The sequence below is a fragment of the Nostoc sp. LPT genome (assembly GCF_017115165.1).
Lineage (GTDB): Bacteria > Cyanobacteriota > Cyanobacteriia > Cyanobacteriales > Nostocaceae > Nostoc.
The window spans coordinates 1-19,662 of the sequence record NZ_JABXKF010000139.1 but is presented as its reverse complement, the minus strand read 5'-3'; the positions used below and the strand labels follow the sequence as shown (position 1 = coordinate 19,662).

Genomic DNA, 19,662 nt, shown 5'->3' with positions numbered 1-19,662 from the left:
GTGCTGAGTGCTGAGTTAGGAGTCAGGAGTCAGGAGGAAGTATTATTGCTTCAAGCTCAGAACTCGGAACTTCGACTTCAGAACTCGAAAGTTGAGCTTCAGAACTCGGAAGTTGAGCCTTTTTGCTTGAACGTTGAGCCTCTGAACTTGGAAGTTGCACCTTTTTGCTTGAACGTTGAGCCTTTGAACTCGGAAGTTGCACCATTTTTGCTTGAACGTTGAGCCTTTGAACTCGAAAGTTGCACCTTTTTGCTTGAACGTTGAGCCTTTGAACTTGGAAGTTGCGCCTTTTTGCTTGAACGTTGAGCTTCTGAACTTGGAAGTTGCACCTTTTTGCTTGAACGTTGAGCTTCTGAACTTGGAACTTTAACCTTAGCACTCTTAATTCAGCACTCAACACTTCCCAATGCCCAATGTCCCATTCCCCATTCCCCATTCCCCTATGAATTTTCAATATAAATTCGATCAACCAGTACTTTTACAACAGACACCTACTTGGTCACGAGCGATCGCTTGGACTATTGTTGGAGTTAGCACCTTCACAGTAATTTGGGCCTCAGTCTTCCAAATTGATGAATCAATTCATGCTACTGGCAAGTTAGAACCACAGGGTGCAGTCAAAGAAATTCAGGCTCCGATTCATGGTGTTGTCAACGAGATTCTAGTCAAAGATGGTCAGCGAGTCAAAAAAGGTGAAACACTCGTTACCCTAGAAAAAACTACTTCTGAGGCGGAGCTAATTTCATTAAAGCAAAGTCGCGCGGCTCAGTTGCTTGCCAAACAAGCGCTAGAGCAAGAAAATGATTTCTATCGCCGTCAGCTTCAAGGGAACATATCAATACAAGAAGTGGCACAGCAAACTGCTCTATTGAAAATTAAACCAGAATTAGCCTTTTTGACCAAAAGCCGAGCCGCAATTATTGCTGAAAACCAGTTGTATCGGACACAGTTAAACGGTGCAACTGCTGGAAATAGTCTCACAAGAGAGCAACAGTTACGCTTGCGAAATCGCCAAATAGAATTAGAATCGCGTTTAGCTACAGCTAATTTAGAAACGGGACAGACGCAACAGCAATTTTTTCAGACTCAGGCGGAGTTAACAAGCGCTAAAGAGTTGCTGACAATTAATCAACAAATTCTCCGCAAGTTTGAACCTCTAGCGCAACAGGGAGCTATTTCCCAGGTGCAATACTTGAAACAGCAGCAGGATGTCAGCAGCAAACAATCTGAAGTAATTCGACTGAATCGGGAACAGCAGCGATTACAATTAGCGATCGCACAGTCAAATCAAAAATTTCGCAATACTGCGGCAGTGTCTCAAGAAGACTTACTCGCCAAAATTACAGATAATGACAAGAACATTGCCGAAATTGACAGCCAATTAACCAAGATAATTGTAGATAATCAAAAACGCATCTATGAAATTAATAGTCAGATTGGAGAGATTGATAGTAAGGGGGTTCAGGCAGAACAAACCCTGAAATATCAGAAAATTACAGCACCCGTAGATGGAACCGTCTTTGAACTCAAAGCCAAAACAGCAGGATTTGTAGTTAATTCCAGCGAACCCCTCTTAAAACTCGTTCCTAGTGATAACTTGGTTGCTAACGTATACATCACCAACCGCGACATCGGCTTTGTCCAAGAAGGGCAACAAGTAGATGTGAGAATTGATTCCTTTCCCTTCCAAGAGTATGGTGATATCAAAGGCGAACTAATTGAGATTGGCTCTGATGCCTTACCTCCAGACCAAGTTTATAATTTCTGGCGTTTTTCCGCAAAAGTCCGCCTACATGGGCAAAAGTTACTGATTAATCAGCGTCAAATTCCATTGCAATCAGGGATGTCTATTAATGCAAATGTGAAATTGCGTCAGCGCACAATTATAAGTATCTTCACCGATTTCTTAGTGCAAAAGACTGAAAGCTTAAAGTCTCTACGCTGAACAAAATCGTTTTTCACAGCAGTTTTCAAGCGTGAAACCCAGCATCCCATAAGTATGTGCGATCGCCTATTTCTGAAGGGCCTGTTGAAAAGTCTTGATCGCCTCTACGTGATTCACCATATTCATGCAACGTAACAACAAATCTAGATCGATTCCTTTCACCTCTTCACTACTAGAAACCTTTTCATAGTGAAGTGTATTCCCTTCTCCCCGCAGATGATAGACTTCTAACACACGATCTTCCCAAAACCACACTTCCTTGATCTTCAACCGCTTGTATGCATCCAGTTTGTTGATGCCGCCACTGGAAAACACCACCTCGATCGCCAGATCGGGTAGCATCCGACCAGGAGCAAGTTTATAAGATTCATCCGCCTCTCGCTTGACAGCGACTGTTTCACTTTCCAGAGTCATTGAGCCAGTTGGAGTAAAGTCGAACCCTGCCATGAGCAGGTAAAGCTCCAATAATGCAGCAATCCTCTTTTTAACGGTTTCGTGGGGTTCTCCAGGCATTCGTCGTATTTCCAGAATTCCATTCAAAAAAGAGAGCCGATATCCTGGACGGTCTAACAATTGCTCAACTGCTTTGAACTCTCTCCAGGTCATTCCTTCAAACAGAAGAGGTGATTCTTTTTTTGGTGTTGCTATCGTTGCTGGGGTCATTTGAGTCTCCAGTTTGTTTCCAGATTAGAAATAATCAGGTTTGGAGGGCGAGCGGGCGATCGTTTCATTATTCTACTTGCAGAGACTAAGTAAGACTTTCTTAATTACGAATTACGTTAGCGATAGCGCAGCGTTAGCGACGCAGGAGCGTCGGAACGAGCGGCATTACGAATTACGAATTGGTATAAAGTACTTGTTTTGTCCTCACATTTCTAGCTTCCGGCCAACCATATACCACAAACCCACGGCATAGCGGATGTAATTGAGTTCTGTAAAACCTGCTTTCGCAAACTCGTACTCGAAGTTAAAATGGATAAAGTCATCCAACCACGGTTCTTGAAAAGAAGCGCTCAGGGCGTATTCACCCCGATAGGTGTCAGCATATAGTACCCAACCTCCGGGTTTGGTAATTCGGTACATCTCCTTAAGAATCTTAGGCGTCCACTCTTTAGGTGTCTCGTGGAAGAGTAGTGACGACGTGACAAGATCAAAGGAGTTGTCAGGGTAGCCAGTGTGACGAGCGTCCACCTGCTCGAAGTCAGCTCGCTCGCTAAATCCAGCCTTGTTAAACTTGTGCTGACTAATCACCAGCATGTAAGGTGAAACATCAGTAATGCGAAAAGTGGCCTGGGGAAACCGCCGTGCTAGGGCCAGCGCTCCACCCGCCGTACCTGCACCAAGCTCTAGCACCGTCTCAATTTGAGCGTCTTGAGGAATTAGTTCAGCCATTTTCTCGCGCAACTGCTGGCAACTAACATTGTGGCTGAGGGGAATAATCGCATCCATAGCAGCATCCCAACCTAAGCACGACTGAGGGTTCGTGTAGGAATCAGTTCCCCCATGAATGGGAGCGTGGATGTAGTCAGGGTAATATTCATGCTCAGTATGGTAGCCTTTGAGTTCCTCCGCCCAATTAATTGAGGCATATTCCTGCATTACTGCGGGCATTGCTGCGGTAATGCGTTGAATTACCTCGGTTCGATACGCTTGTTTTTTCTCTGCGTTCCATCTCGGCATAAATCATCTCCTTTACATTCGTTACTGGCGTTTCTATACTCAAACTTGAGAACGAGAAATAAACTGCAAATACAATATAGTCTAGTCTCTTTTTTGTATGAGATGCATAGGATGCTTGGCAAACTGTTAGTTGTGAAGATAATGCCACGTATAAGTTGCCTGTTGTTTTGTTCAGCTTGGAAAGCCAAATCCGGAATGCCACCAATCAATGTTGTAGCCGTATACAGCTGAACTTAGTAAACCAAAAAGTATTCTACCAAGAGCGAGTATTAGGATATTTTGTATTCTCTGATACTTTTACTTGAGCAAATCTTGAACCAGGAAAATTTTTAGACAAAAAGGTTCTAAAAGTTATGGCAAATCTTCTGTTCTAATAAAGGCAAAATGAAACAACTACAAATATTGACGCAAGCACAAAAAGCAGACACAGGTGTTGTCAGCGAACCACAAAGCGAATCGGCGGATTCAGTTGGGGGCAATTGCGCTGAGGGTAATGCTGATGGGGGCGATCGCAGCCGGATTTGCAGCTTGGCAAAGTCCGAAAACAGTGATTGCTGCCAATAGCGATCAAGCGGTTGCAGAGGTTAAACCAGTGCGGCGACAGAACGAATATTTATTGAAACACTCAGCAGTTTCTGAGCGAAATGTGAGCGTCACGAGTCAGAAGCAGGTGATTAATGGAGTAAGAGAGCAAAAAAGCCGAAACGGCGCACTGATAACCACGCTAAGGGGACACAGTGCTGATGTGTGGAGTGTCAGCTTCAGCCCTGATGGACAAACAATCGCCTCTGGCAGTTACGACAAGACCATCAAGCTGTGGAAGCGAGACGGCACACTGATCAACACGCTCAAAGAAGACTCGCTTGTGCTCAGTGTCAGCTTCAGCCCAGATGGACAAACGATCACCTCTGGCAGTTGGGATGGCACCATCAAGCTGTGGAAACGAGACGGCACGCTGATCAACACGCTGAAGGGACACACTGATTTTGTGTACAGTGTCAGCTTCAGCCCAGATGGACAAACGATCGCCTCTAGCAGTGGGGATAACACCATCAAGCTGTGGAAGCGAGACGGCACACTGATCAACACGCTGAGGGGACACACTGATCTTGTGCACAGTGTCAGCTTCAGCCCGGATGGACAAACAATCGCCTCTGGCAGTGGAGATAGTACCATCAGGCTGTGGAAGCGAGACGGCACACCGATCAACACGCTGAGGGGACACAATGCTGATGTGTGGAGTGTCAGCTTCAGCCCGGATGGACAAACGATCGCCTCTGGCAGTTGGGATGGCACCATCAAGCTGTGGAAACGAGACGGCACGCTGATCAACACGCTCAAAGTAGACTCTCTTGTGTACAGTGTCAGCTTCAGCCCAGATGGGCAAACGATCGCCTCTGGCAGTGCGGATGGTACCATCAAGCTGTGGAAGCGAGACGGCACGCTGATCAACACGCTAAGTGGTCACAATGATTATGTGCTCAGCGTCAGCTTCAGTCCAGATGGACAAACGATCGTCTCTAGCAGTTTGGATCAGACCATCAAGCTGTGGAATTTGAACTAGGCTAGTTTAACCACACTCGGCTATTACTGGCTGCGAAATTAGCCAGAAGAACCTTGAGCGGGATTGAAGCAATTGAATCTGAAGGGGTGACAAGGAGGCGGAAGCATGAGAAATAGTGGAGTGTAGCGATTTTAAGGTAAAAAAAGATAGGTCAGGTATTCTCAACAAGACCTATCAGATGATAATGTTACCTAACCAATGCCGTCCTCCCTATACCCTACACCCTACCCCCTATATCCTATTAGTGACATTCCCTTATACCTGAGAATGGCATATGGAAATGAAGCTAACTGTTTAAATTTAAGTAAATAAGCAAAAAAGTATGAATAATTCCGCTAAAGTCTTATTTAAAACAAAGTTTATGCTTTTTACAAATGAATATAGAAGAGGCGCTAGTAATTTTAGATACATTTCTTGAACATGGCTTAAGTGATGTTCAGGAAATAATATTTCGTCAAGCTTGGGAAGGACAAACTTATCCAGATATCGCCGAAAGCTGTGGTTACGATGCTAATTATATAAAAGATGTTGGTTCTAAGTTATGGAAGCTACTTTCACAAGCTTTTGGGGAAGAGGTGACAAAAAGTAATTTTCGGTCAGTATTGAGAAGGCGATGCCCCCAGCGGACTTTGCCTACGCAAAATAGCGTTTTGTCAGAAAAACTACAAACTGTGCCAGCAGTCTTGAGACAGTCTCAGCCAACAAGCAGAGCCAAAGATGCGATATCAGGTTCTTCTTTAGCGATCAAAAAGCAAGACGAGAGAATAACCCCAATCCCTAATCCCGATTTCTTAGAAAATCCTGGTGGCTCAGTGCCCCTAAATTCCTTTTTTTACATAGAACGTCCGCCAATTGAAGAACGCACCTATACCGAAATCAATAAACCTGGAAGCCTAATCAGAATCAAAGCCCCCAGCAAAATGGGAAAAACCTCCCTAATGCACAGAATTCTTACTCATGCCAAACAGACTGGGGTACACATCGTACAGATTGGTTTACAGAGGGCAGATAGTCAAGTTTTCACTAGCTTGGAAAAATTCTTACGCTGGTTTTGTGCTAACGTCAGTCGGCAGTTGAACCTAGAAATCAGACTAGATGATTATTGGGATGAGGATATTGGTAGCAAAGTTAGCTGCACATTGTATTTACAGGAGTATTTGCTGGAGAAAATCGACGCTCCGGTAGTCTTAGCTTTGGATGAAGTGAATCGAGTTTTTGAGTATCCAGAAATTTCTAGGGATTTTCTGCCACTACTGCGTTCTTGGTATGAGGATGCTTCCGAATTAGAAATCTGGCAAAAACTCCGACTAGTAGTAGTTCATGCCACTGAAGCTTATATCCCGTTAGATATTAATCAATCTCCTTTCAATGTGGGGCTACCGATTAAGTTACCAGAATTTAGTTTAGAGCAGATGCAAGAATTGGCAGTGCGTCATGGACTCGATTGGGTCAAAGGTGAGAAAGGATTGGAAAAGCTGGCTCCGCTACGAGCAATGATTGGCGGTCATCCCTATCTAGCTCGTCTGGCTCTTTATAACCTGGGAAATCAAACAGTAACCCTAGAACAGCTACTAAAAGAGGCTCCCACAATTGCCGGCATCTACAGCAACTATTTACGGCATCATCTAGCAAATCTCCAAAAACATCCCGAATTAGCGATCGCACTCAAACGGGTAGTTACCTCTCCAACAAGTGTGCAATTAGAAGCGATCGCTGCCTATAAATTAGAAAGTATGGGTTTAGTAAAACTTGAAGGAAATCAGGCAATGCCTAGCTGTGAGTTATATCAGCTGTATTTCCGAGAGCAATTAACTTAAACGCTATGAATAAATACGAATATCAAATTGGCGGTAGTCTCAAAGTCGATGCTCCTAGCTATGTAGAAAGACAGGCTGACTTTGAACTTTATAATGCTTTAATTCAAGGTGAATTTTGTTATGTATTTAGTTCCCGACAGATGGGTAAATCTAGCTTGCGGTTACAAACAAGACACCGATTAGAACAAGCAGGCTACAGTTGTGCTTCTATCGACATGACTCGCATCGGCAACGGCAATATTACTCCTGCTCAGTGGTACAAAGGCATAGTAGTTGACTTATTAAGGAGCTTTAATCTCTTTAGCAAAGTTAATATAAAAGCATGGTGGTCGGAGCGTGAAGATTTACCTGCATTACAGCGATTGAGCCAGTTTGTTGAAGACATTTTATTAGTTGAACTAAAAACTGAAAAAATATTTATTTTTATTGATGAAATTGATAGTGTTTTAGGTTTAAATTTCCCTGTAGTCGATTTTTTTACCCTAATTCGCTCATGCTACAATCAACGAGCCGAAAATCCAGAATATAACCGCCTAACTTGGGCACTATTCGGAGTAGCAACGCCTTCAGATTTGATTGCCGATCGCAACTGTACCCCATTTAATATTGGTAAATCTATTGAACTGCACGGCTTTAACTTATCGGAAGTTCAGCCATTAGCGGCAGGTTTAGAGAGTAAAGTAGCTAATCCGATGGCAGTTCTCAAAGAAATTTTGGCTTGGACAAATGGTCAGCCGTTTCTCACTCAAAAGCTTTGTCAGATAGTAGTGCAAGAAAGAAATTCTGGAAGCAAAAATGTTGAAGAACAGAGAAGCTTAGAAGTTGATGAGCGTTATAAATTGGATAACCATTTACCGATTATTAATCAACATCTGATAAATTTTTATTATCAATTTCCCTTGTTAATTTTAGAAAAACTAGTGCAAACCCATATTATTGAGAAATGGGAAGCAAAAGACGATCCAGAGCATTTGAAAACAATCCGCGATCGCCTACTGATAAATGAGCAGCGTGCTGGAGGTTTGCTAGGACTGTATCAGCAAATTTTACAAGGGATTCAGATAGCTTGTGATGATGGAGAAGAACAAATAGAACTGCTGTTGTCGGGTTTAGTAACCAAGCAGCAAGGGCAACTAATAGTAAAGAACCGGATTTATGAAGAGGTTTTTAACCAAACTTGGGTAGAAAAACAACTAGCAAAATTACGACCATACTCCCAAGCATTCAACGCTTGGGTAGCCTCAGATCGCTGTGATAATTCCCGACTATTACGCGGGACAGCTTTACATGAAGCTCTAGCTTGGTCGCAAGGCAAAAGCTTGAGCGATCTGGATTATCAGTTTTTAGCAGCTAGCCAAGAATGCGATCGGCGAGAAGTTGAGACATGGTTAGAAGCAGAACGAACTAAAGAAGTTAAAGCTAGACTAGTTCAAGAGCAAAAAGCAGCTAGATTTCAAAGATTATTTTTTCTAGGTGCGTTCGGTTGGGCATTAATAGTTGTTTTAGGATTGGCGATAGTGACTTTCGAGTATAAAAAGCACTGTTCAGTAACCTCAAAGCAATTATTACATTACCCATGAGTGCTGGAGTTTAGACTAGTCAGGAGTGCGAAACTGCTGAACAAATCAGATATAAAAATTTGTTAATAATCACTAGTTGGTACATATAACTAGTGATTATTAACCAAGCCAGTTTTAACTATATTATCCAGCTAAATTTGATAGGATAATTAAAAATAATCCTCAAATTTAATTGATAGTAATAATTTTAACTAAAACCGTGATGACTTATTTTATTTTTGAGAGTCTCTCGGCTAATAATAGTTAAATTATGAGCGATAATTTCCCAGCCAACCCAACGATAAAATCTCAACTCTCCCTTATTTAAACAACGTTGTATTTCTGTAAATTAATTATTATTTAAATTGAGAGTCAACCAATCGAAAAATCGATCAGATATAGCCGTTATAAACATCTCTAAAGCTTCAGTAAAAGTGTTCAGAGGCTTGTTAGCCCACCTTAGCCTTAAGGGAGCATCCCAGCAAAAATAAAGGAAGAAACTCGCGAATAATCTGGGTTTTTTCCCCTCTTTTTGCTTGCATTGGGATGCTCCCTTAAGGCGATATTTTTTGTCATGTTACTATTAAGTCTGAACCTTATATGTTTACCCATAGCTAAGACCGCGAAAAAAGAGATGAAAGTGATAATGTTTGCTATCATAGTATCAGTAGTAATCTCAGCAATCATAGGATTGCTCTGGGCAATAATTTATCTACTGTATAGCCAAAATATTCAAGTAACTCTCAAGTTATTTTTCTACTCATTTTTGGGAGGATTGCTTGGTGGAATAGTTGGTGGTTTTATTGGTCATTTAGTTGGTTCGAGGGTAGCTGAAGGATTTTCAGCTGATTTCTTTATTAGTTCTGAAGGCTTCAGCTGGCTTCTTTAGATTTCAATTTTCTGGATTATAGGCATTATTGTGGGAGCAGTTTTAGGAGAATTGATTTTCATCAGATTTTATTCATAATCCGTTCTGGATAAGTACGTATTTATAGATCCTATTCGTGCATATTTTTTGATTTTTTGTCGAATTCCGGTCTTTTATATTATGTGTTTAACTAGAAACTTTTACGCCTCATAATACTATACATATATAAATAGAAACTCAAAGTGTTATAGCAATCGTAACGATTCCAATAGTAATTTTAGGAATGCTTGGAGCGATTTGGGCAATATTTTATTTCATATTTTATTTCAGATATACCCAAAATATTCAAGCAAGTGTTGAGATGAAAGCGATAATTTTTTGTACGACAATGCAAGTAGGAATCTCAGCAATCATAGGATTGCTTTGGGCAATAATTTATCTACTGTATAGCCAAAATATTCAAATAAATCTCAAGTTATTATTATACTCATTTTTGGGAGGATTGCTTGGTGGAATAGTTGGTGGTTTTATTGGTCATTTAATTGGTTTGAGGGCATATAAAGAAGCCACAGGTGGTTTATTTATTGGCGGTGAAGGCAAGGCATAATCTGGTTATTTTGGATTTTTCTTTTCTGGATTATAGGCATTATTGAAGGAGCAGTTTTAGGAGGATTGATTTTCATCAGATTTTATTCATAATCCGTTCTGGATAAATACGTTTTTTTAGCTCTATTCGTGCGTATTTTTTGATTTTTTGTCGAATTTCAGTTGTTTCTGTTATGTGTTTAACTAGAAAACTTTACGGTTCATAATACTATACATATATAAATGGAAACTCAAAGTGTTATAGCAATCGTAACGATTCCAATAGGAATTTTAGGAATGCTTGGAGCGATTTGGGCAATATTTTATTTCAGATATACCCAAAATATTCAAGCAAGTTTGGAATTGTTTTTCTACTTTTTTTGTGCTGGTTTGATTGTTGGAATAGTTGGTCTAATTATTGGTATTTTAGTTAAGTCGATACTTTATTAAAGTATCAGGTTTGGGATGGACATTATTATAAGATTCTTTGAGAGAGAGTACGCTAGTAGTACTTATTTTTTCATGCCCAAATAGCAATAGTCAATGTTTCGCTCTCTAGTGGTCAAACTTTTAGCTATTCTCATTGCTGCACCTTTCTTATTGTATTTCTTGTGGAAATTTTAGATTACTGATACCAATTCTCTATGAACCCACATAGAGTAAAGCTTGATGAAATAGAGCTTCAAGGATGAAGTCATAACTTGTTAAAGAGGAGATTAACTCAAAAGATAATTGTGCTAGTTCATCTTGAACCCATTGACGCAATTGGTCTGTTTAGGGAATCAAAATTCATGCAAAATAGTGATGTCTATATTGGGTAAAAGTCTATATTGTATAGACTTTGCACTCACATAAACAAAAAAATTGTATGAACCCAAAATAAGGAAACTACATCAAAATCAACACCCAAAATGCGTTTTCCTAGTAATAGAAGCGCAATTGATGTGCTTTTGTGCTGTATTAAAACACTATATTGCAGTGCAGTATAGCTTTTACTTGTCCTTTCCTGTAAAGTTACTGCATCTGAAGTCCAGATGAGTGGGACAAGGATTGTATCTGCAACCAAAATAAAATTCCATTTATGATAGTTGACTCGGATTTTTAGTTATTAGAAATTATGCACTATTTACTCGTCTAGTTTAGAATAAATCCTCTATCTCAGCATATTTCCGCAAGCGTGGTAGACACTGACGTTGATAGAAACTGCTTAGTGTCGCAATTGACAGCCCAAAGTCTTTAGATAATTCTTTCCAGCTAACTTCCGGGGGTAAGCGTTTGAGAATTAATGCTTGACAATTTACGTCTGGACGCCCTTTAATGTGAGTACTACGTAGTTCCATATCCGAGTCTGTCTTCACCCATATCTCCAGGTTTTCCAAAATGGGAGGGGCTTGGGGGGTAGCTGGTATATTATCTATCGGGTCAATAGTTTCACCAATCTCACCCGACTTAGACTGACGAACCCTAAAGGAGACTGTTGTAGCTTTTTCCCGGTTTTGGTTGAGATAAAAGTCTTGTAGTCTGCGTTTTAGGTAAGCATCTAACCAATTAATTACACTACCTTGAGTGGAGTCATAAGCTTGACCTGTCAGACCATCACAAACGTTGCGGCAGAAATACAACCAAGTTTGTTGCAGTGCGTCTTGATAGTAGGGAGTATTTTCCTTCCAGAGTTTACCTTGTGTCAAACGAATGATTTGCGTGAGAAACTTCTGACGTTGAGGGCTTCCAGGTGGATGTCTACGGGCTTGGGCAACTAAGGATGTTAGCTGTTCATTTAGATCCTCCTTAACTGAGGTGCTAAACAACAGATGCCTGACTTTCTGGTTTACTGGTAGTGAATGACTCTGAATATCTAAATCAGTAGTAACATCTTCTACAGTCAAAGAGTTGTTGCTCACATCATCAGTTTTAACAGCAATGCTATCCATATTTCCTTGCTCAGATACCTGAATACAGCGATGAATTGTTTCTTCAGACGGGATAAAATCTTGGTTTATACTATTTTTTCGCATCTTATTTTCTTTCCTGAAGTTTCTTTTTTCTGTATACTTTGCAGGCTTGATGCAGTCGCCAAGCATCTTTTTGCTTGATTTTTGATGCTGTCATTATCTGTCAGATATCAGAGGTAATAACAGCATGGTTGCAATGGGCAATACACTTTTACTCACCGATTCAATTCAATCCACATAATCAACTCAGTAAGAGGACATAATAAAATGTAAAATGCAAATCAAAAGAACCTGTTACTGTTGGGGTTTTCCCTTCTGCTTCTACTTATTAGACCTTCTTGAGGTTTTGGATTGAAGTTTATGACCATACCTTTAATTTAAGTGAATCACTCACTTTTTAACAGCATGAAAAAGTCATAATTTGTCAGGACTTTTGCCGTCAAACTTTTATTAATTTATGTAAAGAATGTCGATAACGTCAGAAAAAATCTTTTTTCCCACCTGTGTTAGCAGTTTTAGATTAGAAGTCTTGATTAAAAGTATCTTCCCGCAATCTCAGACTACTTATTCATTTACAGAACTTTTGATACAAAATACTTTACGGTTTGCTGAAATGCTCTTAGTAGGAGGTGATATCGCGGACACTCGCACAATGGTATTCCTGTCCGTTTAACTCCAGATAATTGACAGTTATTTCCACGGCTATGTCCTGACCATCTTGGGTTCGTTGAGTAGACTCAAAAGTGAGAGAGCCTTTTTGTCTAACTTCTTGCCAGTGCGATCGCCAAGCAACCGTCGAAAAATTTGGATCTATATCATAAACAGTCATGGTCAGCAATTGTGTGCGAGAGTAGCCAAGATGACGACAGGCCGCTTCATTCACGTAAACTAGCTGGGCATCCGAATTTACAAAAAAGATAAAATCCTTAAATTTATCTAAATAAAACTGACTAAGGCGCAGTGCTGACTCGGCTTTTTGGCGATCGCTAATTTCCTGTTGTAAAAGTATATTTTGCTCGGTCAGTTGTTTTTGCAACCTTCGGATAGTCAAGTTATTTTCTACACGGGCAAAAACCTCTTCTTCACTAAAAGGTTTGGTAATATAATCCACTCCCCCGACAGCAAAAGCTTTAACTTTGTCAAAAACTTCATCCAAGGCGCTAATAAAAATCACCGGAATGTCGCGGGTTTTCTCCGAGGCTTTCAAGTGTTGACAAACTTCATAGCCATTCATTTCTGGCATCATGATGTCAAGCAATATCAAATCGGGCGGTGCAGCTTCTGCTGTTTTCAAAGCTGTTTGCCCGTTAATGACTCTGCGAATTTCATAGCCAACCTGAGTTAGCATAGCGGATAAAAGTCGCAGATTGTCGGGTGTATCATCAACAACAAGAATATTTGCTTTTGGTAGCTGAACTTGATGGTTATCCATATTTATTAGAACTAATTTTTTAGAAAAGAATTCAGGAGTCAGGAGTTAGAATTCAGAATTGAATTGGAGCCAGACTGGTAAATCAATCGAATCTTCTAGTGCATTCGCTACACGAAGATTTAGTGGTCTTTAATTAGTCGCAGGTTTTAATTCCCCACTTTCTTGTTCTGACTCCTGAATTCTGACTTCTGAATTCTGATTCAAAAATCATTTCTTACAGTTGTGTTAAATCAATAACTTTATCAATCCGAAAGTTATTAACCCAATCAGACAGAGTGTTTGTCAAAAGAGCAGATTCTTCAGGAATTTGCTCAAGCAAGCTAAAAATCAGCTTTTCATCAGTACACAGTGCCGCTTGGTGTAGCTGTGCTACCCAGTCAGTGGGCATCTGAGCCAGCATCTCTTCTAATGATAAAAGTTTCAGGTCGGAATTTTCTGTAAGTTCGTCTTTTTGAAGGGGTTTCTCTGCATATACATAACGCACCCCTAAATATTTAGACATCATATTCAAGATTACTTCCTCTCGGAACGGCTTACGCACAAAATCGTTGCAGCCAGCCGATAAAACCACAAAGCGCTCCTCATCAAAAGCACTAGCAGTTAGGGCAATAATCACAGTAGCTTGACCCTTTAAAGTAGCTCTGATTTGTTTAGTGGCTTCATACCCATCCATTACAGGCATCCGCATATCCATCCAAATCAGTTGCGGTTCCCAACTTTCCCAAAGAGTCACCCCCTCTTGACCATTTTCAGCATGACGAACCTCGAAGCCAAGGGATACTAGCATCTTGACTAGGAGTTCGCGATTTTCCCATTTATCTTCAACTACTAAAATTCGGTATTTTGGTTGGTTAGGCTCTAAACCAATTACTCGTCGTTTTAGCTGTCGAATTGGAGCTTCAGCTACTTCTGCTAGACTAATTTGGAGATCAAAAGAAAAAATCGTTCCTTGGCCCAAAGTACTGCTAACAGTAATACTTCCCCCCATTAGATGCACAAATTGTTGGCTAATAGTTAAACCCAAACCTGTTCCTTGCTGAGATTTTCGACCTGCTTCTGTTTGAACAAAGGGCTTAAATAACTTTTCAATTTCAGCAGGTGCAATCCCTGCTCCAGTGTCTTCGACTTCAAAATAAAGCCAGAAGGATGAGGGATGAGAGTTTTTTCTTGCTTGTGCCCCTTCTTGTTGCTGTAGCTTCCTTTCTTCCTCGCTCCTAACTCGCAAACTAACGCCACCTTCTTGAGTAAATTTGATAGCATTACCAAGGAGATTAATCAAGACTTGACGCAATTTACTTTCATCTGTATGCACATATCTAGGAACTTCAAGTCTACGTTCAAACATCAACTGTAAACCTTTGGATTCCGCTTTAATTTGAAACATCTCTTCCAGTGAATCAAGTAGAGTGTACAAGTCAAAGCTATTGTTATTCAGTGTCGTTAAACCCGCCTCAATTTTGGACATTGACAACACATCATTAATCAAGGTAAGTAAATGTTCTCCACTGCGACTGATAATTTCTAAATGTTCCAACTGAGAAGCATTGATAGAAGAATCGCGGGTCAGTAGCTGAGTAAAGCCAAGGATACTGTTAAGAGGAGTACGAAGTTCGTGACTCATGTTTGCGAGAAATTCGCTTTTGGCACGGTTGGCAGTTTCAGCTTCTTTGGCTTTTATTTCTAATCTATGGCTGTAATTCTCTAACTGTTCGCCAGAGATTTTTAACTGTCGTGTTAGCCAAGACACTCCAATCAATAGAAATCCCATTGATAAGAATCCCACTAGCATCATCGTCCCTGCTAATCGCCGAGCTGGCGCAAAGGCTTCTTCCTGGTTCATCTCTACCATTAAGGCTAGGTCTTGGTCATTGAGCCAGTGATATACCCCAATTACTAACACTCCGGCATAGTTTGGATAAAGTCCTTGACCGCTAATCCCACTCATTGCTGCATCAATACCTTGGCTGCTAACTCCTTGAGAAAAATCTGGTGTTTTATCTTTATCTTTAGAAATAAAAGCGTTTTTAGTTACTAAAGAACCAACCAAATAAGTTTCGCCACTCTTACCCAAGCCTGTACGTTCCCGGACAATCTGATCTATTCTGTCTAAATTCAAATCAGATAAAAGAACACCTTGACGTACCTTGGCTGCATCACGTAGAGGGGTTGCAAAAGTAACTGAAGGCTTACCAGTAATAGGTGAGGCATAGAAGATGGGGGCAAAAGAGTCTCTTGGCTGAATCTGCTCAATATAGGTGATGTTAGCTGAAATTTCATATTGACCTTCACGCTGCTTGTTAGTAGATAAAATAATCCGATTGCTCCGGTCAAGAATGGAAATTTCTCCAAGACTTGGCTTAATTTTAGCCATATTTGTGAGATAATCTGAGAGAACTTTGTAAGCTTGACGATAATTTGCGTCGGCGGCTTGGGAATTTAAAAGTATTTGAAAATTATTTTGTACGTCTGGAAACTGAGTTACTAGGAGAAAGTCTCGTTCTTGGTCTTCAAACCAACGGGTAATTTCTTCCTCTTTCAGGCTGGCAGCAGCACTGAGTCGTTCAAAAGCAGCTTGCTTCAGAGCTTCCTTCGCATTGAGAAAAGCAAATCCTCCTACTACACCTACAGTCACCAAGGATAGGAATAAGAAGGAACTGGCAACTTTAATAGTTAGGTGCTGATTCCAGAACTTCATATATTTACAAGTTGTTTCTTATTCTAAAGATATTTATCTTTTTTCTTATTCATGCAGATAGGCTATTCCTTTAGTTAATATAGATAATTATTGATTACCATTGAGCAAAAATTTGTTTAATTTGCTTAATTGCTTCATCAGTTGCTTGCTCTGAAGAAATTTTATCTACAATTATTCGCTTAAGAGCTTTTCCCCAGATATTCTCCTCTAACACTAGGCTGTATGCTGGGTTTTGGACATAATAAAACAACCGCGTTGAACCTTCCGTCACCGTCTTGACCGCAGTTGAAATGTGTGGGTCAGCGGGGTTTTTCCAAAATGGATCTTGCCAAAGTGTCTTGATGACAGGTAAATTACAGCCTCCAGCAGCTTTCAGATACTTACCTATCACTTGTGATTGGGTGAGATATGCAAGAAAATCCAAAGCTTTTTTCTGTTGCTGGGAATCGGCGAACAAAATTGCTTGCCGAAGTGTGAGTAGATAACGCATTGGCTTGCCGTTGGGTTTGTTGGGAAATTTTAAGATGCCGAGCTTATTGCGATAGGTGTCGGGATCTTGGCGCACAGAGCAAGGAATTGAGAGGGTGTTGTTAGGAGTCATCATCACCACACGGTTGAGCAAGCTGCGATTATTATCTGGATTTAACCAATTGAGTGCATCTGGTGGTACATAACCTTGTTGGTAAAATTTGGTATACCAATCTAATACCTGGACAATTTTTTGTCTCACCTTTGGGTCATCGATCGCGAGTTTACCTTCTGAGTCGAGAATTTGCACATCGTATGCTTCTAAAATATGCTCAAAAAAGATGTAGGTATCTGAAGCTCCAGTAGAGAAAGGAAAACCTAGCCCATAAATATCCTGTTTTTGCTGTTTTGCCCGCACATGGTTTTGTACTTTTTTCCAAAATTCCCAAAAACCATCCCAATCTTTGGGGATATCCCTTTCACTGCGACCTATTTGCTCTAGCAAGTCTCGCCAGTAGAAAATATGAACCGTTGCCTGATTAATTGGTACTGCATAGTAGCTTCGTTTTTTTGCAGCATTATTATAATAATTAACAGCTTGCAGGGCATATTCAGGATAAAGATTTTTGACTGGCTCAATTACATCAGTTACATCCGCCAGCTTACCTTCCCAAGCCAAATGCGGATTCAATGCTCTCTCAGCGCCGTAACTCATCATGATATCGGGTGGATTACCCGCGTGAATGGCCCTACGCGCTTTCTGCGGTAACTCATCGCCGATATAGAAGGAAAGCTTGACTTGATTACCAGTTTGTTTTTCCCAGTTGCTCACCAACTGCTGGATTGCTTCATCCTCATCGACAGTAAAACCTTTATCCCACCAAATCTTTAAAACTGTGTTGTCAGTAGGCGAATGGGTGACTGAAGATTGTTTTAATTGAGAGGTGTTAGTACAAGCAATAATTATCAAGCTGAGTGTGAATACGATGAACACATATCTGCGATAATGGTGATATTGTGCCCGATTTTGAGAGCCTTTAGCAATTTGACTAGCTTTTCTTTTAAATGTCATCTTTGTAAAAGCTTACTGCCATTGGTCAAAAATTTGCTTAATCCGAGCGATCGCTTCATCAGCTGCTTGCTCTGAAGAAATTTTATCTACAACAATTCGATTGATCGCCTTACCCCAAACATTATCTTTCAAAACCAAGCTATAAGCTGGGTTTTGGACAAAATAAAATGGGCGAGTTTCTCTGTTGAGAAATATATTAATGGCTGTCGAGAGATACGGATCTTTTGAATCTTTCCAAAAAGGATCTTGCCACGCCGATGTTAAAACTGGTAAATGACGACCTCCAGAAGCTTTGAGATAATTTCCCATCACTTCTGGTTGTATTAAGTATGCAAGAAACTCCTTAGCTAGTTTCTGTTTCTTAGACTCGGCAAATAAAAACGCTTCCTTAACCGTAATTAAGTAGCGCATTGGCAAGCCATTGGGTTTATTTGGAAACTCTAAGATACCAAGCTTTTGATAATATGTATCAGGGTTTTGTCGCACAGCAGCAGGAATTGAAAGCGAGTTGTTAGGAGTCATAACCACGCTTTGATTAAGTAGGCTACGATTATTGTCTGGATTCAACCAATTTACAGCATCTGGTGGTACGTAGCCTTGCTGATAAAAATTTGTGTACCATTTTAAGCTGTTAATAATACCTTGACGCACTTTCGGCTCGTCAAGGAGGAGTTTATCCATAGAATCTAAAATTTGCACATCGTATGCTTCTAAAATCTGCTCAAACAAGTAGTATGTATCAGCAGAACTAATACCGAAAGTAAACCCTAATCCATAAATATTCTGTTTTTTATCTGGTATTTGTTTTGTCCGCAAGTCATCCTGTATTTGTTTCCAAAACTCCCAAAAAACATCCCAATCCTTTGGTATATCACTTTCTTTACGACCTATTTGCTTTAGCATATCTCGCCAGTAGAAAATGTGAATAGTTGCTTGGCTCATTGGCAATGCATAGTAGCTTCGCTTTTGAGTAACATTGTTATAAAACTGAACAGTTTTGAGGATTTTTTCGGGGTAAAAATTTTTAAGTGGCTCAATTACATCTGATACATCTGCTAGTTTGCCTTCCCAACTTAAACGGGGAATAATTTCTCGATCGGCAGTATAACTGGTAACAATATCAGGCAAGTTGCCAGCCTGAATTTCTCTTTGAATCTTCCGTGTTAGCTCATCTGTGGAATATAAAGAAAGCTTAATTTTGTTACCAGTTTGTTTTTCCCACTGGCTAACTAGTTGCTTGAGGGCTTCATCCTCTTCCTGAGTAAAACCTTTATCCCACCAAATCCTTAAATCAGTACTTTCACTGGATAACTTCTTAAGTGGGGAAGGGGAGGATTGATATGTGTTAGTGCAAGCAACAATTATCAAGCAGAGGATCAATGCTATGAGTGCGTAGCGACGGTTGATTAGTCTTGGTACTACGCTAAAAGCTTCCTTAGCTCTCTGCTGATTCTTCAGGACTTGAGCAATCTGACTGGCTTTTTTTCTGGATACCACACTTCTAGAGCTTATATTTAAACTGAACAGATATACTCAATTTAAGGCTTTTTGTTGGTCTCTCAATAATTTATAGCTGCTTGCAGTTGAGTCCAATACAGACCTAACCCCCAACCCCTTCCCTACTAGCGTTGGGGAGTAATATTCAAAGCCTCTCTCCTATAAGGCTACAGTGTACACACAAGTATGACCAACATAGGTTTCAATTCTAGTAGTTTCGTAGTAGCGCGTATTGGCTAAAATAGTGCATTAGGTGTAGGTTGGGTTTTCTTACGTCAACCCAACCTACAATTTTTTTGCAACATTTGAGTAATGACACGCCAGTAGGGTGCGTTATGTCCACGCCGAAATAACAAATGAGTTCGCCGAAATAACAAATGAGTTCGCCGAAATAACAAATGAGTTCGCCGAAATACCAAATGAGTTCGCCGAAATACCAAATGAGTTCGCCGAAATAACAAATGAGTTCGCCAAAATAACAAATGAGTTCGCCAAAATAACAAATGAGTTCGCCAAAATAACAAATGA

The 19,662-nt window shown here is 40.4% G+C and carries 16 protein-coding genes; 8 read left to right on the top strand and 8 right to left on the bottom strand.

Annotated features, from left to right (window positions below):
* Window positions 1–22 precede the first annotated feature (22 nt).
* On the bottom strand, window positions 23–454 hold the full coding sequence (locus tag HWQ58_RS25850; protein WP_292869150.1) for a hypothetical protein: 432 nt from the start codon (window positions 452–454) through the stop codon (window positions 23–25).
* Between HWQ58_RS25850 and HWQ58_RS25845 the strand changes: the two genes are divergently transcribed.
* Window positions 443–1,945 (top strand): HlyD family efflux transporter periplasmic adaptor subunit, encoded by a 1,503-nt coding sequence (locus HWQ58_RS25845; protein WP_292869147.1) that lies wholly within the window; start codon window positions 443–445, stop codon window positions 1,943–1,945. The two genes, HWQ58_RS25850 and HWQ58_RS25845, sit on opposite strands and share 12 nt — an antisense overlap.
* A 66-nt stretch (window positions 1,946–2,011) precedes the next feature.
* Here the strand turns inward: HWQ58_RS25845 and HWQ58_RS25840 are convergent, their stop codons facing one another.
* Both HWQ58_RS25840 and HWQ58_RS25835 read right to left on the bottom strand, forming a co-directional pair.
* On the bottom strand, window positions 2,012–2,608 hold the full coding sequence (locus HWQ58_RS25840) for a Uma2 family endonuclease (protein WP_292869145.1): 597 nt from the start codon (window positions 2,606–2,608) through the stop codon (window positions 2,012–2,014).
* A 204-nt stretch (window positions 2,609–2,812) separates the two neighbouring features.
* Complete coding sequence (locus tag HWQ58_RS25835) at window positions 2,813–3,625, bottom strand: class I SAM-dependent methyltransferase (RefSeq protein ID WP_292869142.1); 813 nt, start codon at window positions 3,623–3,625, stop codon at window positions 2,813–2,815.
* Between the two features lie 430 nt (window positions 3,626–4,055).
* On the opposite strand from HWQ58_RS25835, the gene HWQ58_RS25830 reads away from it, so the two are divergent.
* The 6 genes from HWQ58_RS25830 (at window position 4,056) to HWQ58_RS25805 (ending at window position 10,468) form a co-directional block, all read left to right on the top strand.
* A complete protein-coding gene (locus HWQ58_RS25830) occupies window positions 4,056–5,189 on the top strand; it encodes a WD40 repeat domain-containing protein (RefSeq protein ID WP_292869139.1) in 1,134 nt (377 codons plus the stop codon).
* Window positions 5,190–5,563: 374 nt separating this feature from the next.
* Entirely contained in the window at window positions 5,564–7,006 is a 1,443-nt protein-coding gene (locus tag HWQ58_RS25825; RefSeq protein WP_292869137.1) for an AAA-like domain-containing protein, read from the top strand.
* A gap of 5 nt (window positions 7,007–7,011) precedes the next feature.
* Complete coding sequence (locus HWQ58_RS25820) at window positions 7,012–8,586, top strand: AAA-like domain-containing protein (RefSeq protein WP_292869135.1); 1,575 nt, start codon at window positions 7,012–7,014, stop codon at window positions 8,584–8,586.
* Window positions 8,587–9,211: 625 nt separating this feature from the next.
* Window positions 9,212–9,454: a hypothetical protein gene (locus HWQ58_RS25815; protein ID WP_292869132.1), complete on the top strand. Its 243-nt coding sequence runs from the start codon at window positions 9,212–9,214 to the stop codon at window positions 9,452–9,454.
* A 262-nt stretch (window positions 9,455–9,716) separates the two neighbouring features.
* Entirely contained in the window at window positions 9,717–10,040 is a 324-nt protein-coding gene (locus HWQ58_RS25810) for a hypothetical protein (protein WP_292869129.1), read from the top strand.
* A 221-nt stretch (window positions 10,041–10,261) separates the two neighbouring features.
* Window positions 10,262–10,468 (top strand): hypothetical protein, encoded by a 207-nt coding sequence (locus HWQ58_RS25805; RefSeq protein WP_292869126.1) that lies wholly within the window; start codon window positions 10,262–10,264, stop codon window positions 10,466–10,468.
* A 689-nt stretch (window positions 10,469–11,157) separates the two neighbouring features.
* On the opposite strand, the gene HWQ58_RS25800 is transcribed toward HWQ58_RS25805, so the two are convergent.
* The 5 genes from HWQ58_RS25800 to HWQ58_RS25780 all read right to left on the bottom strand — a co-directional run bounded on the left by HWQ58_RS25800 (window position 11,158) and on the right by HWQ58_RS25780 (window position 19,134).
* Entirely contained in the window at window positions 11,158–11,826 is a 669-nt protein-coding gene (locus tag HWQ58_RS25800) for a sigma-70 family RNA polymerase sigma factor (RefSeq protein ID WP_292869607.1), read from the bottom strand.
* Window positions 11,827–12,589: 763 nt separating this feature from the next.
* On the bottom strand, window positions 12,590–13,402 hold the full coding sequence (locus HWQ58_RS25795) for a response regulator (RefSeq protein ID WP_292869124.1): 813 nt from the start codon (window positions 13,400–13,402) through the stop codon (window positions 12,590–12,592).
* Between the two features lie 214 nt (window positions 13,403–13,616).
* Complete coding sequence (locus tag HWQ58_RS25790) at window positions 13,617–16,097, bottom strand: ATP-binding protein (RefSeq protein ID WP_292869121.1); 2,481 nt, start codon at window positions 16,095–16,097, stop codon at window positions 13,617–13,619.
* A 94-nt stretch (window positions 16,098–16,191) separates the two neighbouring features.
* Window positions 16,192–17,637, bottom strand: a complete 1,446-nt coding sequence (locus HWQ58_RS25785) for an ABC transporter substrate-binding protein (RefSeq protein ID WP_292869118.1) — start codon at window positions 17,635–17,637, stop codon at window positions 16,192–16,194.
* A gap of 12 nt (window positions 17,638–17,649) precedes the next feature.
* Window positions 17,650–19,134, bottom strand: coding sequence for an ABC transporter substrate-binding protein (locus HWQ58_RS25780; protein WP_292869116.1), 1,485 nt, complete (start codon window positions 19,132–19,134; stop codon window positions 17,650–17,652).
* 328 nt (window positions 19,135–19,462) lie between these two features.
* Here HWQ58_RS25780 and HWQ58_RS25775 point away from each other — a divergent pair.
* The coding region (locus HWQ58_RS25775) for a hypothetical protein (RefSeq protein ID WP_292869114.1) at window positions 19,463–19,662 on the top strand (200 nt) is incomplete at its 3' end.